18 protein-coding genes and 1 tRNA gene are annotated in these 17,506 nt (G+C 48.5%); 15 read left to right on the top strand and 4 right to left on the bottom strand.

The genetic code is table 11. The annotated features are described in order from the left end of the window. The first annotated feature begins 76 nt into the window (after window positions 1-76). The 7 genes from pstC to H9Q78_RS02500 all read left to right on the top strand — a co-directional run bounded on the left by pstC (window position 77) and on the right by H9Q78_RS02500 (window position 6,760). Entirely contained in the window at window positions 77-1,021 is a 945-nt protein-coding gene (gene pstC, locus H9Q78_RS02530; protein ID WP_249303428.1) for a phosphate ABC transporter permease subunit PstC, read from the top strand. Beyond that, window positions 1,002-1,928 carry a phosphate ABC transporter permease PstA gene (gene pstA, locus H9Q78_RS02525; RefSeq protein WP_249303427.1) on the top strand — a complete coding sequence of 309 codons (927 nt, stop codon included), beginning with the start codon at window positions 1,002-1,004 and terminating at the stop codon, window positions 1,926-1,928. Before pstC ends, pstA begins: the two co-directional genes overlap by 20 nt. 21 nt (window positions 1,929-1,949) lie before the next feature. Then, on the top strand, window positions 1,950-2,708 hold the full coding sequence (gene pstB, locus H9Q78_RS02520) for a phosphate ABC transporter ATP-binding protein PstB (RefSeq protein WP_249303426.1): 759 nt from the start codon (window positions 1,950-1,952) through the stop codon (window positions 2,706-2,708). 45 nt (window positions 2,709-2,753) lie between these two features. Continuing rightward, window positions 2,754-3,419 carry a phosphate signaling complex protein PhoU gene (gene phoU / locus H9Q78_RS02515; RefSeq protein ID WP_249303425.1) on the top strand — a complete coding sequence of 222 codons (666 nt, stop codon included), beginning with the start codon at window positions 2,754-2,756 and terminating at the stop codon, window positions 3,417-3,419. A gap of 146 nt (window positions 3,420-3,565) precedes the next feature. Further along, the gene (locus H9Q78_RS02510) at window positions 3,566-4,495 is read left to right on the top strand and encodes a phosphate ABC transporter substrate-binding protein (RefSeq protein WP_249303424.1); all 930 of its coding nucleotides are present in this window, start codon (window positions 3,566-3,568) and stop codon (window positions 4,493-4,495) included. Window positions 4,496-4,661: 166 nt separating this feature from the next. After that, window positions 4,662-5,360, top strand: coding sequence for a response regulator transcription factor (locus H9Q78_RS02505; protein ID WP_249303422.1), 699 nt, complete (start codon window positions 4,662-4,664; stop codon window positions 5,358-5,360). Next, window positions 5,357-6,760 (top strand): sensor histidine kinase, encoded by a 1,404-nt coding sequence (locus tag H9Q78_RS02500; RefSeq protein ID WP_249303421.1) that lies wholly within the window; start codon window positions 5,357-5,359, stop codon window positions 6,758-6,760. Before H9Q78_RS02505 ends, H9Q78_RS02500 begins: the two co-directional genes overlap by 4 nt. Window positions 6,761-6,768: 8 nt before the next feature. Here H9Q78_RS02500 and H9Q78_RS02495 read toward each other — a convergent pair whose 3' ends face one another. Both H9Q78_RS02495 and H9Q78_RS02490 read right to left on the bottom strand, forming a co-directional pair. Beyond that, window positions 6,769-7,383, bottom strand: coding sequence for an ImmA/IrrE family metallo-endopeptidase (locus tag H9Q78_RS02495; protein WP_249303420.1), 615 nt, complete (start codon window positions 7,381-7,383; stop codon window positions 6,769-6,771). A gap of 17 nt (window positions 7,384-7,400) precedes the next feature. Next, window positions 7,401-7,724, bottom strand: coding sequence for a helix-turn-helix domain-containing protein (locus tag H9Q78_RS02490; RefSeq protein WP_249303419.1), 324 nt, complete (start codon window positions 7,722-7,724; stop codon window positions 7,401-7,403). Between the two features lie 157 nt (window positions 7,725-7,881). Here H9Q78_RS02490 and H9Q78_RS02485 point away from each other — a divergent pair, with 157 nt between their 5' ends. Then, window positions 7,882-8,082 carry a hypothetical protein gene (locus H9Q78_RS02485; RefSeq protein ID WP_249303418.1) on the top strand — a complete coding sequence of 67 codons (201 nt, stop codon included), beginning with the start codon at window positions 7,882-7,884 and terminating at the stop codon, window positions 8,080-8,082. A 120-nt stretch (window positions 8,083-8,202) separates the two neighbouring features. Then, window positions 8,203-8,355 (top strand): hypothetical protein, encoded by a 153-nt coding sequence (locus tag H9Q78_RS02480; protein ID WP_249303417.1) that lies wholly within the window; start codon window positions 8,203-8,205, stop codon window positions 8,353-8,355. Between the two features lie 367 nt (window positions 8,356-8,722). On the opposite strand, the gene H9Q78_RS02475 is transcribed toward H9Q78_RS02480, so the two are convergent. Continuing rightward, a tRNA-Ala gene (locus H9Q78_RS02475) sits at window positions 8,723-8,795 on the bottom strand. A gap of 77 nt (window positions 8,796-8,872) precedes the next feature. On the opposite strand from H9Q78_RS02475, the gene H9Q78_RS02470 reads away from it, so the two are divergent. From H9Q78_RS02470 to H9Q78_RS02460, 3 genes are all read left to right on the top strand, one after another. Beyond that, window positions 8,873-9,199: a hypothetical protein gene (locus H9Q78_RS02470; RefSeq protein WP_249303416.1), complete on the top strand. Its 327-nt coding sequence runs from the start codon at window positions 8,873-8,875 to the stop codon at window positions 9,197-9,199. Between the two features lie 113 nt (window positions 9,200-9,312). Next, window positions 9,313-9,648 carry a phage holin family protein gene (locus tag H9Q78_RS02465; protein ID WP_330595219.1) on the top strand — a complete coding sequence of 112 codons (336 nt, stop codon included), beginning with the start codon at window positions 9,313-9,315 and terminating at the stop codon, window positions 9,646-9,648. 17 nt (window positions 9,649-9,665) lie between these two features. After that, on the top strand, window positions 9,666-10,697 hold the full coding sequence (locus H9Q78_RS02460; RefSeq protein WP_249303415.1) for an SH3 domain-containing protein: 1,032 nt from the start codon (window positions 9,666-9,668) through the stop codon (window positions 10,695-10,697). Between the two features lie 75 nt (window positions 10,698-10,772). Here H9Q78_RS02460 and H9Q78_RS02455 read toward each other — a convergent pair whose 3' ends face one another. Further along, on the bottom strand, window positions 10,773-12,017 hold the full coding sequence (locus tag H9Q78_RS02455; protein WP_249304705.1) for a peptidoglycan-binding protein: 1,245 nt from the start codon (window positions 12,015-12,017) through the stop codon (window positions 10,773-10,775). Between the two features lie 217 nt (window positions 12,018-12,234). On the opposite strand from H9Q78_RS02455, the gene H9Q78_RS02450 reads away from it, so the two are divergent. The 3 genes from H9Q78_RS02450 to H9Q78_RS02440 are packed head-to-tail and all read left to right on the top strand — an operon-like array spanning window position 12,235 to window position 17,438. Further along, a complete protein-coding gene (locus tag H9Q78_RS02450; protein WP_249303413.1) occupies window positions 12,235-13,308 on the top strand; it encodes a carbamoyl phosphate synthase small subunit in 1,074 nt (357 codons plus the stop codon). After that, window positions 13,308-16,520, top strand: a complete 3,213-nt coding sequence (gene carB / locus H9Q78_RS02445; RefSeq protein WP_249303411.1) for a carbamoyl-phosphate synthase large subunit — start codon at window positions 13,308-13,310, stop codon at window positions 16,518-16,520. The genes H9Q78_RS02450 and carB overlap by 1 nt, the downstream gene beginning before the upstream one ends. A gap of 3 nt (window positions 16,521-16,523) precedes the next feature. Next, on the top strand, window positions 16,524-17,438 hold the full coding sequence (locus tag H9Q78_RS02440) for a CPBP family intramembrane glutamic endopeptidase (RefSeq protein ID WP_249303410.1): 915 nt from the start codon (window positions 16,524-16,526) through the stop codon (window positions 17,436-17,438). The last annotated feature ends 68 nt before the right edge of the window (window positions 17,439-17,506 follow it).

Here is a 17,506-nt window from a genome sequence, read left to right as displayed (position 1 = left end):
GTGGTGTTGGCTGAAAGAAAAAAATGATATTTTCTATGGAGAAGCGAAGTGAGAAAAGAAAAAAGAGGGAATAGTTATGGATCAATCGACATTCAGCATTGTGGGAAACAGCAAAGCCAAGAATACGGCGGAAAAGATTGCGGGAATCCTGTTTCTTGCCTGTGGTTTTTTCGCAGTGGCCGCTGTTATCGTCATCACGGTGTATATGATTGCAAAAGGGACGCCGGCACTTCACAAAGTCGGCATCCTGGAGATTTTATTTGGGACAGTCTGGAGTCCTACAAGTGCGGAACCGAGCTTTGGTATCCTGTATATCATTCTGACATCTGTTATCGGGACAGGAATGGCAGTCCTCATAGGAGTCCCCATCGGTGTTCTGACTGCAGTATTCATGGCGGAGGTGGCTCCGCCGAAGCTGGCGAGGATGGTCAGGCCCGCGGTAGAGCTTCTTGCGGGGATTCCTTCCGTGGTATATGGGCTTGTCGGGCTTTTGATCCTGAACCCTCTCATGTATAAGCTGGAAATGTGGGTTTTCAAAGGTTCCTCCACGCATCAATGGACGGGAGGAGCAAATCTGCTCTGTGCGGTCCTTGTTCTGGCTGTTATGATTCTTCCCACAGTCATCAATATCAGTGAATCTGCCATCCGCGCCGTACCGAGAGATTATAAAATGACTTCACTGGCCCTGGGCGCTACACGGATCCAGACGATCTTTCGTGTCATCCTACCGTCGGCAAAATCCGGCATTGTGACAGCCATCGTGCTGGGCGTGGGGCGCGCCATAGGAGAAGCCATGGCAATCTGTATGGTGGCCGGAAACTCAGTCAACTTCCCGCTTCCGTTCAGCTCGGTCCGGTTCCTGACGACGGCAATGGTCAGTGAAATGGCTTACTCCCAGGGATTACATAAAGAAGTACTGTTTACCATCGGACTTGTGCTGTTTGTCTTTATCATGATCATCAATCTGGTGTTAAACCGGATAATGAAGAAAGGAGCAAAGGATGCGGACAAATGCCGTTAGTTTATATACGAAGCGCAGACGATTGTCGGACGGGATACTCACAGCTCTCATTTATTTGTGCGCGGCACTGGCAATCTGCCTGGTGGCAGGAATCGTGGGATATGTGGTCGTGAGAGGCGTGAGATCCGTCAACTGGACATTTCTGACCACGGTGCAGAGCAGCAAGAACAATACCTTCGGTATTGCGGGGAATCTGCTGAATACGCTGTATATCATTGTCATAACCCTGTTGATCGCGACGCCTCTCGGCATTGGGGCCGCAATCTATCTGAATGAATATGCAAAGCCGGGAAAGCTTGTCCGGATGATTGAATTTACGACGGAGACGTTGTCCGGAATTCCTTCCATCATCTTTGGTATGTTCGGCATGGTGTTTTTTGGAACAACACTTCATCTTGGATTTTCCATATTGACCGGAGCGCTGACCTTGACTCTGCTCATCCTTCCCCTGATCACGAGGAATACTCAGGAGGCTCTGCGGACCGTGCCGGACAACTACAGAAGCGGAGCTTTGGGAATCGGAGCTACGAAGTGGTATATGATACGCACGATTCTCCTGCCGTCTGCCATGCCGGGAATTATCACTGGCGTGATACTTGCCATCGGGCGCATTGTCGGAGAGTCGGCAGCCCTTATTTTTACCGCGGGAAGCGGCTATATTCTGCCCAAATCCCTTTTCGGCGCCTTTCATAAGATACTGGAGTCCGGAGGGACCCTTACCATCCAGATGTATCTTAGAATGACCAACGCGAAATACGACGACGCTTTCGGGATTGCTTTGGTTTTGCTGATCATCGTATTGGGAATCAACTGCCTGACCAAATTTTTGACGAAGCGCTTCGATGTGACGAGACTGGATGAACGCCGGGTGAAACGGAAGAGGGTAAAAACGAAAGCGTCTAAATAGGCCGATCACAGGAGGATATATATGCTGGCAAATAAGATTATCACAAAGGATCTAAATTTATATTATGGCGAGAACCATGCGCTGAAAACAGTGAATATGAATATCAAAGAAAAAGCGGTGACCGCTTTCATCGGACCTTCAGGCTGCGGGAAATCCACTTTTTTAAAGACACTGAACCGTATGAACGACTTGATACCCGGCGTCCGCATCGAGGGCACGGTGACCCTGGACGGAGAGGATATATACGGTCAGGGGGTGGATACTACTCTGCTGCGGAAGAAGATCGGCATGGTATTTCAGCAGCCGAATCCCTTTCCCATGAGCATTTATGACAATGTGGCATATGGCCCCAGGATTCATGGAATCAAACACAAAGCACAGTTGGATGAAATCGTAGAAAAGAGTCTCCGATCGGCGGCCATATTTGATGAGGTGAAGGACCGGATGAAAAAGTCGGCTCTGGGCCTTTCCGGCGGCCAGCAGCAGAGACTGTGCATAGCAAGGGCGCTGGCGGTGGAACCGGAGGTCCTGCTGATGGATGAGCCGACCTCGGCTCTGGATCCTATCTCCACGCTGAAGATTGAAGATTTAATGGCGGAGCTCAAATCTGAATATACGGTAGTCATCGTTACTCATAATATGCAGCAGGCGGCCCGTATTTCCGACTACACCGCATTCTTTTTAGTAGGCGAGATGGTGGAATTCAATACGACGGATGAGATATTTGCAAGGCCAAAGGATAAAAGAACGGAAGATTATATCACCGGACGGTTTGGGTGATAAGCCGGACGGAAAGGGTATTTTAAACAAACAGGAGGGTTTAATGTGACGACGAGAGTAAACTTTCAGCTGGAATTGGAAGCATTGGATGAGGCCTTGGAAGAAATGGCCGATATGGTGGAAAACAACATTGAAAAATCCCTTGCTTCTTTTGAAAAAAGAAATGTGGAGCTGGCCAGAGAAATTGTTCAGGGGGACCGGGCCGTAGACGATATGCAGCGTTCCATAGAAGCGCGCTGCCTGTCCTTGATGCTACACCAGCAGCCTGTGGTAGCCCGGGATCTGCGTATGGTATCTTCTGCTTTGAAGATCGTGACAGATTTGGAGCGGATAGGCGATCATGCACAGGATATCGCGGAACTGGTCTTACGGATCAGCGATGCCAATGTGATGGAAAACGTGGGGCATATCGTCGAGATGGCCTCGAAGGCCAAGCTGATGATGAAAAACGGCATACGTGCGTATACCACACGGAATACAGAGCTGGCATATCAGGTCATCGACGCGGATGATGAAGTAGATGACTTGTTTAATGAAGTGAAAGAGGAGATTTCAAAGCTCCTTCAGGAGAAAAGGGAACCGGTGGACGACTGCGTCGATATCCTGATGATCGCAAAATATCTGGAGAGGATTGCGGACCATGCGGTGAATATCTGTGAGTGGACAGAATTCAACGAGACGGGAACGGTGCAGAACATCCGGCTTTTGTGATTGCCAAAAACACAGACTTGTTTACAGAAACTTTACGGAAAATACGGAAAACCGTGATAGTCCATATGGAGAAGCGGTGTTAAACTGTGGTTGTTCCAAGAGGAAAGAAAAAGGAATGACAAAGAAGAAAAAGGAGAGTATTGAAGATGAGAAAGAAAATTTTTGCTGCTGTTATGGCAGGTATGATGCTGCTGTCTTTGGCAGCATGTGGAAGTGGAAAGGAAGAGACTACGAAAGCGGCGGATACGACTAAGACTGCCGAGACGACTAAGACTGCTGAGACGACCTCAAAAGAAGAAACGACCACGAAAAAGGAGACAACGGTAGCAGCGTCCAATCTGAGCGGTTCTATCTCCCTGAGCGGTTCTACTTCCATGGAGAAGCTTGTGACCGCTTTAGGCGAGGCGTTCATGGATGAAAATAAGAGTGTGACGGTGAATTCTGAATTCGTTGGTTCCGGAGCTGGTGTTGAAGCTGTGACGGCTGGTACTGTTGATATTGGAAATTCGTCCAGAGCACTCAAAGAGGAAGAAAAGGCAAACGGAGTAATAGAGAATATCGTGGCAATAGACGGGATCGCCATGGTAGTCGACCCGGAGAATGCGGTAACCGACCTGACAAAAGAACAGCTTATCCAGATATATGATGGGACAGTGACAAACTGGAAGGACCTGGGCGGAAGTGATATGCCTATCATCGTGATCGGAAGAGAGGCTGGTTCCGGTACAAGAGGAGCTTTTGAGGAAATCTTAAAGCTGGAAGACAAATGCCAGTATGCTTCAGAACTTGACAATACAGGCGCTGTTATGGCCAGAGTGGCTGCGACTCCCGGAGCGATTGGATACGTATCTCTGGATGTGGTGGATGATACTGTAAAAGCCGTGTCTTTGGACGGCGTAGAGCCTACGGAAGAGAATATCAAGGCAGGAAGCTATATCCTGAGCCGTCCTTTCGTTATGGCGACAAAGGGTGAGATTTCTGAGCAGAGTGAACTGGTCCAGGCGTGGTTTGCCTACATAAACTCAGATGCAGGCAAAGAAGTGATTCAGTCAGTGGGACTGATTCTTCCCGACTGATTGGGTTGATTCATCAAGGATAAGGGAAAGAAACGGGATATCGTTTACAAGAATCTGAAAATGATTTACACTAAAGGGTGAGCAGGTTTCCTGTTCACCCTAATGTGCGAACAGGCAGGATTAAAAGATGCCGGCGGGACTGAAAATCAGGAGGAAAGAATCACATATGGAGTTAATTTACGTCATTGAAGACGATGAAAATATCAGAGAGCTGATAAGAGCGGCTTTGGTCAGTTATGGCTATCGGGTGGAAGCGTTTGAGGCGGCAGAGCCAGCCCTTGGCAGTATCGTAAAAGACAGGCCGTCCTTGGCGATTTTTGACTTGATGCTCCCAGGTATGGACGGCCTGGAGGCTATTGAAGAAATCCGGAAGGATCCTCAGATTGGAGGCGTGCCCATTATCGTCCTGACAGCGAAGGATAAAGAATTTGACAAGGTCATAGGTCTGGACAGAGGAGCGGACGACTATATGACAAAGCCGTTCAGTGTCCTGGAGCTGGCCGCCAGGGTGCGCTCTCAGCTGCGCCGGGAAAGTGGAAAAGGGCCGCAGGCCGCAGGACGTCTAGAGGAAGGAAGCCTTCTTATATGCCCGGATACGAGGGAGGTATTTCTAAATGGGGAGATGCTGCACCTTACGTTAAAAGAGTATGAGCTCCTCAAATATCTGGCGGAGAATAAGACGAGGGTTGTGACGAGGGAACAGATTTTGAATCAAATTTGGGGATACGAATATGAAGGAGAATCCCGGACTCTGGATATGCATGTCCGAAGTCTGCGGCAGAAGTTGGGAGAAGGCGGGACGGAGATGATCCGGACGGTCAGAGGTGTGGGATACCGTTTTTACAGTCAGGAGAAGGAAGATTGAAGAAAGCCATTTTTAAAAAGTTTGTGTGGATGATCTTACTGGCGCTGGTCGTCAGCAGCACGGTCTTTTGTCTGGTGATGAGCAGTGAAAGCTTGAAACAGACGGAGGATAAACTTTTAGATACCCTGCATATGATGGACTATGCGATAAATTACAATGAGGACGTGGCAAAGCAGATAACGGATATCTGCGCCATAGACGGCAATCAGGACAGCCGGGCCACGATTCTTTCTATAGATGGGACTGTGCTGGCGGACAATGGCGTTACAGATATGGAGCAGCTGGAAAATCATCTGGACAGGAAAGAGGTAAAAGAGGCCATTGAAAATGGCCGCGGATATACGAAGCGTTATTCCAAAACCCTTCATAAGGAAATGCTGTACGCGGCAATCCTGTCGGGAAACGGCGGATATGTCCTGCGGCTTGCCGTGCCCTATGAGGGACTTTTCATGTATCTGAAGATTTTGATTCCGGCCGTATTTTTTGGAGTAGTGGTCGCTCTGGTGGCATCTTTCTTTTTGGCAGAACGATTTGCCCGTTCTGTAACGACACCGTTGAATGAGATTGCGGGAGAGCTGCGTAAAGTAGATAAAGGCGAGCCTGAGATTTTTATGAAGCACTATCAGTATGAAGAGCTGAATGTCATCATAGACGCGATGAATCAGATGTCAGCGGAAATCGGCACCTATGTGAAAAAGCTGGAATTGGAGAGGATTATCCGACAGGAGTTTTTTTCCAACGCGTCGCATGAACTGAAGACGCCAATCACTTCTATTAAGGGATATACGGAGCTTTTGGAAAGCGGATTGGTGACGAAGGAAGAGGTCCAGCAGGATTTCCTGTCCAGGATAGAAAAGGAAGCCGACCATATGACCAATCTGATAAATGATATTCTTATGATTTCCAGGCTGGAAACAAAGGATGTGGAAGTGGAAATGGCAGATTTGCAGATATATCCGCTGGTGGAGGAAATGCTTGCATCTCTTGGCCCCATGGCCTGTGACTATGGAGTGAAAGTGATCACAGAATGTAAACCGCTGACTATTGCGGCAAATGTACAGCAGATACGGGAACTCTTAAATAATCTGCTGGTAAATGCGATTAAATATAATAAGCCGGAAGGTATTGTCCGTCTGACAGTCACCTCCGATAAAAAGGACATGGTCCTGACCGTCAGCGATACCGGTGTGGGAATCCCGAAAGAAGCACAAAGACGGGTTTTTGAGCGGTTCTACCGGGTGGATAAAGGAAGAAGCAAGAAAATGGGGGGCACCGGACTGGGCCTTTCCATCGTCAAGCATATTGTCAATTATTACGGAGGAAGCATCCAGCTGGACAGCCAGGTTGACGTGGGGACCACGTTTACGGTCCGCCTTCCTGTAGTAAAGATAGAAAGATAACAAAGGCGTCATACGTCCTCACCCAGGACCATATGGTTTTCCAAAGAGAATTCTTCGCCCCAGGGAAAAGAAGAAGATCTGCGGCAGATAAATTTCTTTTTCTTCGTGTCATAAAAATGCTCGTACATGGCTTTGTCGTAAGCGCTCATTCTTCGGGCGGCAGTACGTATCCATGACTGATAATTCCGGTATGCATATCCGGCGGCTTCCAGGGAGATATCAAAAACGTTGGATACGTCTCTTGCATTTCGGCAGTGAGTATAGTGAATGGCCATGGCGGGGGCCAGGAAACGTCCGGCGAAACAATTTGCCTCCAGTTCCTGTTTTGGATTTTCACCCCGATGGTTTAAGACGCAGTGTGCGAATTCATGGGCGAGAGAAAAACGGATTCGCCTGTCGGGAACATCCTGGTTATAGAAGATACGTTTTTTAAAACGAAAGGCATCTTCCGAATACCTGAGAGCCATTTGATAAAGCTCCGGATTCTTTCGCCCCATGTCTTGATAGGAGCAGATCCGGAAGCCATATTTTTTCAGCACCTCAAAGCAGTCTATAGGGAAGCTGCAGATATTTAGGGTACGATAAGTTTCCAGGATTTTTTGTTCGATCAGATCATATTCCATATCATCATCCCAAATCTTTATTCCAATTCTGACAAAAGCTTGATCAGCTTTATTTTTTCCTCAGCAGACAGATTTTTTCCGTTCCGCGCGATCAGCTCCTCCATGTCTTCATAAGACGGAGCGGCTGGAGCAGAAGCAGAGGGGGTGCCGTTGCAGAAATATTCTGCGTCGACCTGCAGCTCCCGCGCAATTTTTATCAGCACTTCTATATCGGCCTTTTTGCTGTCTCTTTTTATCATGGAATAGATAGTCGTAGGCGCGACGCCGATTTTCTGAGCCAGTTCGTTTGCATTGGTGCCCCTGTGTCTCATCAATTCACTCAGTCTGGATCCGATTCCCATATTTTCACCCCCTTTCCTATCCAATTTTAACATAATCGGGCAGGAAAGTAAATGGGAAAAATATGCAATTGCGTAATAAAAGCCTTGACAATATACTTAGAAGAGTATATTATATGAGATATAAACAACGCAGTTGCGTAGAAGGGGGATGGTTTTTATGTCATATCCACATTTAAAAGCTGCCATGACAGAGAAGAACATATCCATAAAGGATATATCCGAATCCACGGGCATATCCCAAAAGAATCTGGCGTATAAAATCGACTGCGGCGGCTTCTCCATAGAAGAAGCCGAGCAGATCCAGAAGACATTCTTTCAGGATATGAAAATGGAATGTTTGTTCCGGTCTGAGCAATGATAATCGAACATATATTCGATATACTATTATTATAGACGATGAGCGGATTGCTGTCAATGGGATTTTCAGGAGATTAGCTGTATTGTATGGTTTTAAAGAATAAAAAAAGGAGCGGATAAGATGGAAATTAAAGAAGAGTTCTATAATATAATGACAGCTCATACAGCAGAGATTTTTTATGAGGTATTGGGTCTTGAGATTATATTATCTGATGGAGAAGTGGGAAAGGTAGAAGTCAGTCCGGATTCTGAAATGGACCTTCCTATCGTATAAAAAGGGGACCGGTGATCCGGTCCCTATATATCAGAGATCCCTGGGTTCCGGCCAGGGCGGCCTTACCGGACCAGGTCCCATGGGAGGCCTTCCAGGAGGCGGTCCCATAGGGGGTCTTCCGGGCGGCGGACCTACAGGAGGTCTTCCGGGCGGCGGGCAGGGCGGACAAGGTCTGCACGGAGGGCAGGGTCTGGGCGGAGGGCAAGGTCTGGACGGGGGGCAAGGTCTGCACGGAGGACAAGGCCTGCCGGGACGATTGGGCGGAGGAAAGAACATAATGATCATATCCTTTTTGTTTTAGGATATGACAGGGGGGAAAAATAGTGCAAAATAAAAATGCCATGGATATTCATCCATGACATAAAAATGGAGCATACGGGATTCGAACCCGTGGCCTCAACAATGCGAATGTTGCGCGCTCCCAGCTGCGCTAATGCCCCATGCAACTATTTCATTGTATCACAAACTAAAAAAAAGTAAAGAAGAAAATTGAAAAAAATGTCGGGAGGAAAAGACGATGAAATCATTAAGAGGCATGTCTTATGAAGATTATGGGATTTCAAAGGAACGATATCTGGAGCTGAAGCACTTTTGCCTTCAATATGAGGAAAAAAAGAAGAATGTCCGGCTGAAAAAACAAGCGGCACAAAAGGAGAACTCCATAAGAGACTGTGAGCTGATCGAGCAGGCGGCAAAGCAGACAGACGAAACGCTTTCCCCCTATATCTTAAAATGTGTAGCTACCGGCTGGCCATACGAATATCTGGGGAACGTTCCCGTGAGCCGAAACGATTTCTATGGATACAGAAGACTGTTTTTTCATCATCTGGATAAGGAGAGGTAAAGAGAAAAGGAAGGCTTCACACCTTTCCTCTGCCCCCGCATATTTTAGATAGACAGAGTTTTTTCTGTCAGTTTGCACTAAGGCTTAAAGAAATGAAGAAAGGAAGGAAAACCATGGATTTTGGGACAATTGGCAATGTGGTGGGAATCACGGTCATCTGCTATCTGGCAGCAATGGCAGTGAGGGCTACGACTCTTGACAATAAATGGATTCCAGTCATATGTGGTCTGACTGGCGGGATATTGGGAGCGGTCGGCATGCGTTTTATGCCGAACTATCCGGCGGACGACTATATTTCGGCGATTGCCGTAGGGATCGTCTCTGGACTGGCTGCGACGGGAAGCCATCAGATATATAAGCAAATGTCGAAAAAGCAGGACTGCGGAAAAAAGGATGATGTTTCCGGACAGATAACAGCGGAAGATGGCGGTTCGGATGCCGGCAAATAAAAAAGAGGTGAATGGTTATGAGCAATGTGACAAACAGCTATTGTGTCAGAAATGACTGTTATATAGAAGGAACCAGACTGGAAGGTGTGAAATATCTGATCGTTCACAGTCCTTCTGTCTACCCGGCTGTCATTCGGGCGGTAAATGGTTCCAATAACTGGTTCAAACGCTGGAACAAGCCAGGAGTGGAAAAATTGGTCCATGGATTCATCGATGATACGGGGGTCTATAATTTTGCGCCTTATTCTCTGGCCTGCTGGCAGATAGGGACTACTTGGGGCAACAGGAACTGTATCGGATATGAACTTTGTGAACTGGACAGTGCCGCGGAATTTCAGAAGGTCTGGAAGAATGCAGTCAATCATTATGCAGAGCTTTGCAGGACTTATGGTCTGACTCCGGATAAGATCGTGGGTCATTATGAAGCCCATGAAAAAGGCTTTGCTTCTGACCATGACGATCCGGCTCCTTATTTCAGACGTTTTGGAAAGACTATGGATGATTTCCGCTCCGATGTGCAGAAGAAACTGTCGGGCGGCGAAGACTCCGATCCGGTCTCAGGAGATGTGACTGTAGTAAAGACGTATGAGCCGTGGGCCCACGGACAGGTAACAAATCTGAAAGCGGGAGACACCTTGAATGTCCGTACAGGCCCGGGCGCAGAGTATCCGAAGCTGGCAGCCTGGCCGGAGCTGGCAGAGGGAAATGAAGTAGATGTTTTAGATAAGTATAGCAATGGATGGGTGAAAATCAACATCCAGGGTGCAAAGGGTTATGTCAATTCCTATTATCTCTTAATTACGGAACGTCAATCTTCCAATGGACAGAACGGTTATACCGTATGGGTGGGAAAAGCTTCGGGTCTTGGAAGCTCCCGTCTGAATGTGAGAACTGGTCCCGGCACCAGCTACGGGCTGCTGGAAGCCTGGCCGAAACTTGGAGAGGGAAATGAAGTGGAGGTTACAGGAGAAAACGGCGGCTGGTATCAGATCAGAATAGAGAACAAATATACGGGCTGGGTCAGCAAAGATTATATCAAGAAGGCCTAGAGAAAAATAAAAGGGAACAGCGAATGGGGGACGATATGAAATCGTCCCCTGTTTGTCTGTCCTTTTTAAATGTGGTCAGTTTAATTCCGCAATCCTTGAAATGCCCACATAGATTTCGGACACCTTATACCAGGTTCGGAAATCGACTACGCCCGTCTGGGGGAGCCCAAACACATTCTGAAACGCTTCTACGGCATTTTTTGTGGACTCTCCATAGATCCCGTCAGGAGTGATGGACGGAATCGCAGAGTAGATGCTGGCAATGCTGTTTAACTGCTCCTGAAGCTGCTGTACCTTAGGACCGGTAGATCCGATGGTAAGATCTGAACCGGGCCAGGATGAGGGAATCCCGGAGATCTGCTCCGCTGTATTGATGTACATATCCTGACCATAATAGTAGCGCAGGATCTCTATCGGTGAATAGCCTTGTTCACCGAGACTTCTGGAACCCCACTGTGACATCCATTCCGGACAGGTTACACGCTGGCCGTCGCAGTACTGAGTGAGGATTGGCTGCTTCACATCCGGCCTTGAGAGATAGTTGGTGAAGATGTCGTCAACAATGACAGAAATGCTCTCAAAATAATTCCGGCCATAGATCCATTTGTGGTCATAAGCAGTAGAAGATGTAATGGTGAAATCGTAACCTTTGTTACGGTACCATTCCGTATAGACCCGGTTCATGGTAAAGGACATGATGGCCAGGACGTTGGCTGTTATGGTGGATTCCGGCCAGTTGGCATAGATTTCGCTGGAAGCCACATTTTTGATATAATCTTTATAAGGTACATAATAGTTTGGAGCTGAGGTATTGCTTATGGTACCGTCGTGAACGACGATGGTCTCTGGAACTACTACACGGCTCAGGACGATGTTTCCGGTTTCTGCAATGGGTTTGACTTCCGGCTCCGCGATCTTTGGAGGATATTCCCCATAGAGCGTATGATCAGGAATGATGATAGGCGAAGGGACTCCTTCGTTATCAGAAAGAGGCCGGAGCCGTATCGTTTGAAGGGCTGTGCTCTCCGGAAGCACTTCTGTGCCGTCTACCACCTGGGGTTCATAACCGGGAGCGGAGACCGTTATGTTGAATTCGGAGTATGGACGAGGTCCGCCGGGCTCCATGCTGTAATCGATGGGAGGCGTTCTGAGTGTGATTTCCTCTGTCTGACCGGAGGTATCGGTATCCAGCTGCTCCAGGGGCTGGCCGTCTCCGCCGGTGACCGAGATGCTGACTGTGGCTCCGCTGATCGGGAAGTTATTGAGTGAAGAGTTGACACGGATGAGCAGCTGCCCGCTGTCCGGCGTATCATTCTGCATGGCTTTTATAATCAATGGAAATACCCCGCAGTTTTGTTTGTATTAATATATGATGGAAAAGTGAAATTAGTGATATTTTATGAAAAGAAAATTCCTTACCCAAAAAGGTTGAAATGTATGTCGCATTGTGGTAAAATCTTTACAATTTGAGCTGAAGTTAGATGAAATGCGCGGATTCCGCGCATTTTGCGGAACTACGAAAGGAAACGGTGGATAAATGAGAGCTTTTCTAATACTCGAAGACGGGACCGTCTTTTCCGGGACCAGTATTGGTTCGGCAAAGGAAGTCATCAGCGAGATCGTCTTCAACACATCAATGACTGGTTATCTGGAAGTTCTTACAGACCCCTCTTATGCCGGACAGGCAGTAGTTATGACATACCCCCTGATTGGAAACTATGGTATCTGCCACGAAGATATGGAATCCGTGAGGCCCTGGCCTGACGGTTATATTGTGCGGGAGCTCTCCAGGATGCCCAGTAATTTCAGAAGTGAGGACAGCATCCAGCATTTTTTAGAGAGTTATGATATCCCCGGTATTGCAGGAATCGATACAAGAGCTCTTACCAAGATCCTTCGTGAGAAGGGAACCATGAACGGCATGATTACCACCGACGAGGATTATAAATTGGAAGAAATCCTTCCGAAGATCAAGGCCTATTCCCCGTCTGGAGTCGTGAGGAAGGTTACATGTCAAGAAAAATATGTACTGCCGGGCGAGGGCCATAGAGTAGCGCTCATGGACTTTGGCGCGAAGCAGAATATTGCCCGTTCCCTGAATGAACGGGGCTGTCAGGTGACGGTATATCCGGCATACACGGCGGCAGAGGAGATCCTGGCGGATGCTCCCGACGGTATCATGCTCTCCAACGGTCCGGGAGATCCAAAGGAATGTACGGAGATCATCGCGGAGCTTAAAAAGCTTTACGAAACGGATGTCCCGATTTTTGCCATCTGCCTGGGCCATCAGCTTATGGCACTGGCTACCGGCGGAGATACTTATAAGATGAAATATGGGCACAGAGGCGGCAATCATCCGGTCAAGGACCTGGAGACTGGCCGTGTGTACATTTCTTCCCAGAACCATGGCTATGTGGTGGATACGGACTCCCTGGATGAAAAGATAGCAGTTCCCGCATTTGTGAACGTCAATGACAAGACAAATGAAGGACTCGCCTATACCGGGAAAAATATATTTACCGTACAGTTCCATCCAGAGGCGTGCCCCGGACCGAGAGATTCCTCGTACCTGTTTGACAGATTCCTTAAGATGATGGAGGTGGCCAGATAATGCCTAAAAATCCTGAGATAAAAAAAGTATTGGTGATCGGTTCCGGACCCATTGTCATCGGCCAGGCGGCAGAGTTTGATTATGCCGGCACTCAGGCATGCCGTTCTTTAAAGGAGGAAGGCATCGAAGTAGTTCTTGTAAATTCAAATCCGGCTACCATCATGACAGACAAGGATATCGCGGATAAAGTATATATAGAGCCTCTGACTGTGGAGGTTTTGGAACAGCTGATAGAAAAAGAAAAGCCCGACAGTGTGCTCCCGACCCTGGGCGGACAGGCAGCGCTCAATCTGGCCATGGAGCTGGATGAAGCAGGCTTTTTAAAAAGCCATAATGTGAAACTGATCGGCACTACGCCGGAAACCATTAAAAAGGCAGAAGACCGCCAGGAATTCAAGGATACCATGGAAAAGATAGGCGAGCCCTGCGCCCCTTCGACGGTAGTACATGATGTGGAAGCCGGCATTGCCTTCGCAGATCAGATTGGATATCCTGTAGTCCTGCGCCCGGCCTATACTCTGGGCGGAAGCGGCGGCGGCATCGCTTCCGACGAAGAGGAGCTGGTTGAGATTTTGTCCAATGGCCTCCGGCTGAGCCGTGTGGGAGAAGTGCTGGTAGAGCGCTGCATCGCGGGCTGGAAAGAAATTGAATATGAAGTGATGCGGGACGGAAATGGCAATGTGATCACAGTATGTAATATGGAAAACATTGATCCGGTGGGCGTTCATACGGGGGACAGCATCGTAGTGGCGCCTTCCCAGACATTGGGAGACAAGGAATACCAGATGCTTCGGAGCGCTTCCCTCAACATTATAGACGAGCTGAAAATTACAGGGGGCTGCAACGTGCAGTTTGCCCTTCATCCGGAGAGCTTTGAATACTGTGTGATCGAGGTGAATCCCCGTGTAAGCCGTTCGTCCGCGCTGGCATCAAAGGCCACCGGCTACCCTATCGCCAAAGTGGCTGCAAAGATCGCGCTCGGTTATACTCTGGATGAGATTCCCAACGCCATAACCGGAAAGACCTATGCCAGTTTTGAGCCCATGCTGGATTACTGTGTGGTGAAGCTGCCCCGCCTGCCTTTTGATAAGTTCATCAGTGCGAAAAGGACTCTTACTACGCAGATGAAGGCGACTGGAGAAGTCATGAGTATCTGCACAAATTTTGAAGGGGCTCTGATGAAAGCCATCCGCTCTCTGGAGCAGCATGTGGACTGTCTGATGAGTGAAGATTTCACGAAAGCGTCGGAGGAAGAGATCCTCGAATACCTCCACCGGGTGGACGACAGAAGGATTTATGTGATTGCGGAGGCTATCCGCAGAGGAATTTCTTATGACGTCATCCACGATATCACAAAGATAGATAACTGGTTCATAGATAAAATCGCGATTTTGGTGGAGATGGAGAACCGTCTGAAAACGGAGCCTCTTACAAAAGAGCTCCTTACAGAAGCAAAGCGGATCGAGTTCCCCGACACAGTGATCGGACGCCTTTCTGGAAAGACCGCAAAGGAGGTCAAGAGTCTCAGAAATGAATACGGCATCCGGGCCGCGTTTAAGATGGTAGATACCTGTGCAGCAGAATTTGCGGCTGCAACGCCTTATTATTATTCCTGCTTCGGAAGTGAAAATGAAGCGGACGGTGCGAGAAAAAAGAAAAAAGTGCTGGTGCTCGGGTCCGGCCCCATCCGGATCGGTCAGGGAATCGAATTTGATTTTTGCTCGGTACACAGTACCTGGGCCTTCAGCGAGGCAGGTTATGAGACGATCATCATAAACAATAACCCAGAGACGGTCAGTACGGATTTTGATATTGCGGATAAGCTCTATTTTGAACCTCTGACTCCGGAGGATGTGGAAAATGTGGTGGAACTGGAAAAACCGGACGGCGCTGTGGTGCAGTTCGGGGGCCAGACAGCCATAAAGCTGACAGAAGCTCTTATGAAAATGGGGGTTCCAATCCTCGGCACATCGGCGGCGGATGTGGATGCCGCAGAGGACAGAGAGCTGTTTGACCGGATTCTGGAGGACTGCTGTATTCCCAGGCCGGCTGGTCATACGGTCTTTACCTGTGAGGAAGCAATCCAGGCGGCAGAAAACCTAGGATATCCGGTCCTGGTACGTCCTTCCTATGTGCTGGGCGGGCAGGGTATGCAGATCGCCATAAACGACCAGGATATCGTCGAGTTTATCGGGGTCATCAACCGGATTGCCCAAGAGCATCCGATTCTCGTGGATAAATATCTTTTGGGCAAAGAAATTGAAGTGGATGCTGTATGCGACGGGGAAGAAGTGCTGATTCCCGGGATCATGGAACATATTGAACGGGCGGGCATCCATTCCGGCGACAGTATCTCTGTATATCCGGCGCAGAGTATCTCCGAAAAAACGAAGCGTGTAATAGAAGAGTATACCAGAAGGCTTGCAAAGGCGCTCCATGTCCGCGGGCTGATCAATATTCAGTTTATTGTGAGCAATGATGAGGTATATGTCATTGAGGTGAATCCCCGTTCCAGCCGTACGGTGCCGTATATCAGCAAGGTCACCGGCATACCTATCGTGAAGCTGGCTACTCAGGTCATCATTGGCAGCACGATCCGGGAGCTGGGCTATGAGCCGGGGCTTCAGCCGGAGGCCGATTATATTGCCATCAAGATGCCGGTGTTCTCATTTGAAAAGATCCGCGGCGCGGACATCGGCCTCGGGCCGGAAATGAAATCCACCGGTGAATGTCTGGGAATAGCGAAGACCTTTAATGAGGCGCTTTACAAAGCGTTTCTCGGGGCAGGAATCAATCTTCCCAGGACGAAGAAAATGATCATGACCGTCAAGGACGCGGATAAACTGGAGGCAGTGGACATTGGCAGAAGGTTTGCGGCTCTGGGGTATAAAATCTATGCTACCAGGAGTACGGCAAAGATTCTCAATGAGAATGGCGTGAAAGCGATCAAGATCAATAAGCTGGAACAGGAATCCCCGAATCTGCTGGATCTGATTCTGGAGCATGATATCGATCTGGTCATTGATACTCCAAACCAGGGAGCGGCCAGGAGCCATGATGGGTTCATTATCCGGAGAAACGCCATTGAGACGGGAGTGAATGTATTGACTGCCATTGATACGGCCAAGGCTCTGGTAGCCAGCCTGGAGAATCGGGAGGAAGGACTTACCCTGATTGACATTGCAACTGTGAAGAACAGGACAGGAGAATAGCGAATGGGACAGGAAAGCTGGGGGAGAAGAGTCTGGAGGCTTATTTATCCGGGACTGACGTATTTTGGCATCTGTTTCATTGTGGAAGCAATTGCGGCGGTGTTCATTGCCATGACGACGCTTCCGGGATATAATCCCAATAATTTGAACAATCAGATGGAGATCATTAACGAGATGATGAACAGGACGCTGTCTATCGCGTTAGAGCTGCAGGTGCTGGCCGCGGCCATATCACTTCCGGTCCTTCTGCTTTTTTACCGGATGGACAGAAAGGCCGACCTAAAGAAAGGAAAAGCCCGCCGCTTTACGGCGGTGCCGTCCTGGCAGTATATCCTGATTGTCGTTTTGGGAGTGGCCACCTGCCTGGCGGGTAATAATCTGATAACCGCCAGCGGTCTTTACAATGTCTCAGATACGTATGAGGCAATATCTGACATCATGTATGGAGGGAAATTAGCCCTGGAATTCATCGGACTGGGCATCATCATTCCCATTGTAGAGGAGCTGATTTTCCGGGGGCTTATATACAGACGTCTGAGAGAGTATCTGAATATCGGTCCGGCTGCGGTGCTCTGTTCTTTGATATTCGCGTTTTACCACGGGAATCTGGTACAGGGCGTATATGCGTTCTGTCTGGGACTTTTATTTATCTATACCTATGAGCGTTTTCATACCATGGTCGCTCCGATTCTTTTCCATATGGCGGCCAACCTTTTTTCAGTGGCCGTGTCGGAGCTGGGATTTCTCGACAATATGTACCGGTCGGCGGGGAAGTTTTGGGGAGGTACCGTTATTTCTTGTCTGGTGCTGATTCTGATGGTATATCTGATCGAGCGCCACGTCCATTCGGTGGAGATTGCTTCGGAAGGTTCCGCTGGTTCGGCAGCAGGAGACAACGGAGAAATGGGACAGGAATAGAATATTAAATTAGAAAAAAGGCGTCTGCAATTTGCAGACGCCTATCAATTTCTGATTTTGTTTTTGAT

The sequence above is a fragment of the Qiania dongpingensis genome, from assembly GCF_014337195.1.
GTDB classification, from domain to species: domain Bacteria; phylum Bacillota; class Clostridia; order Lachnospirales; family Lachnospiraceae; genus Lientehia; species Lientehia dongpingensis.
This window is presented reverse-complemented; position numbering and strand designations above follow the sequence as displayed.

What these genes read in the sequence shown, in the direction of transcription:
- pstC (WP_249303428.1), top strand. Translation starts at nt 77, where the DNA reads ATGGATCAATCGACATTCAGCATTGTGGGAAACAGCAAAGCCAAGAAT.
- pstA (WP_249303427.1), top strand. Translation starts at nt 1,002, where the DNA reads ATGCGGACAAATGCCGTTAGTTTATATACGAAGCGCAGACGATTGTCG.
- pstB (WP_249303426.1), top strand. Translation starts at nt 1,950, where the DNA reads ATGCTGGCAAATAAGATTATCACAAAGGATCTAAATTTATATTATGGC.
- H9Q78_RS02510 (WP_249303424.1), top strand. Translation starts at nt 3,566, where the DNA reads ATGAGAAAGAAAATTTTTGCTGCTGTTATGGCAGGTATGATGCTGCTG.
- H9Q78_RS02505 (WP_249303422.1), top strand. Translation starts at nt 4,662, where the DNA reads ATGGAGTTAATTTACGTCATTGAAGACGATGAAAATATCAGAGAGCTG.
- H9Q78_RS02495 (WP_249303420.1), bottom strand. Translation starts at nt 7,383, where the DNA reads ATGGAATATGATCTGATCGAACAAAAAATCCTGGAAACTTATCGTACC.
- H9Q78_RS02490 (WP_249303419.1), bottom strand. Translation starts at nt 7,724, where the DNA reads ATGGGAATCGGATCCAGACTGAGTGAATTGATGAGACACAGGGGCACC.
- H9Q78_RS02485 (WP_249303418.1), top strand. Translation starts at nt 7,882, where the DNA reads ATGTCATATCCACATTTAAAAGCTGCCATGACAGAGAAGAACATATCC.
- H9Q78_RS02480 (WP_249303417.1), top strand. Translation starts at nt 8,203, where the DNA reads ATGGAAATTAAAGAAGAGTTCTATAATATAATGACAGCTCATACAGCA.
- H9Q78_RS02470 (WP_249303416.1), top strand. Translation starts at nt 8,873, where the DNA reads ATGAAATCATTAAGAGGCATGTCTTATGAAGATTATGGGATTTCAAAG.
- H9Q78_RS02465 (WP_330595219.1), top strand. Translation starts at nt 9,313, where the DNA reads ATGGATTTTGGGACAATTGGCAATGTGGTGGGAATCACGGTCATCTGC.
- H9Q78_RS02460 (WP_249303415.1), top strand. Translation starts at nt 9,666, where the DNA reads ATGAGCAATGTGACAAACAGCTATTGTGTCAGAAATGACTGTTATATA.
- H9Q78_RS02455 (WP_249304705.1), bottom strand. Translation starts at nt 12,017, where the DNA reads ATGCAGAATGATACGCCGGACAGCGGGCAGCTGCTCATCCGTGTCAAC.
- H9Q78_RS02450 (WP_249303413.1), top strand. Translation starts at nt 12,235, where the DNA reads ATGAGAGCTTTTCTAATACTCGAAGACGGGACCGTCTTTTCCGGGACC.
- carB (WP_249303411.1), top strand. Translation starts at nt 13,308, where the DNA reads ATGCCTAAAAATCCTGAGATAAAAAAAGTATTGGTGATCGGTTCCGGA.
- H9Q78_RS02440 (WP_249303410.1), top strand. Translation starts at nt 16,524, where the DNA reads ATGGGACAGGAAAGCTGGGGGAGAAGAGTCTGGAGGCTTATTTATCCG.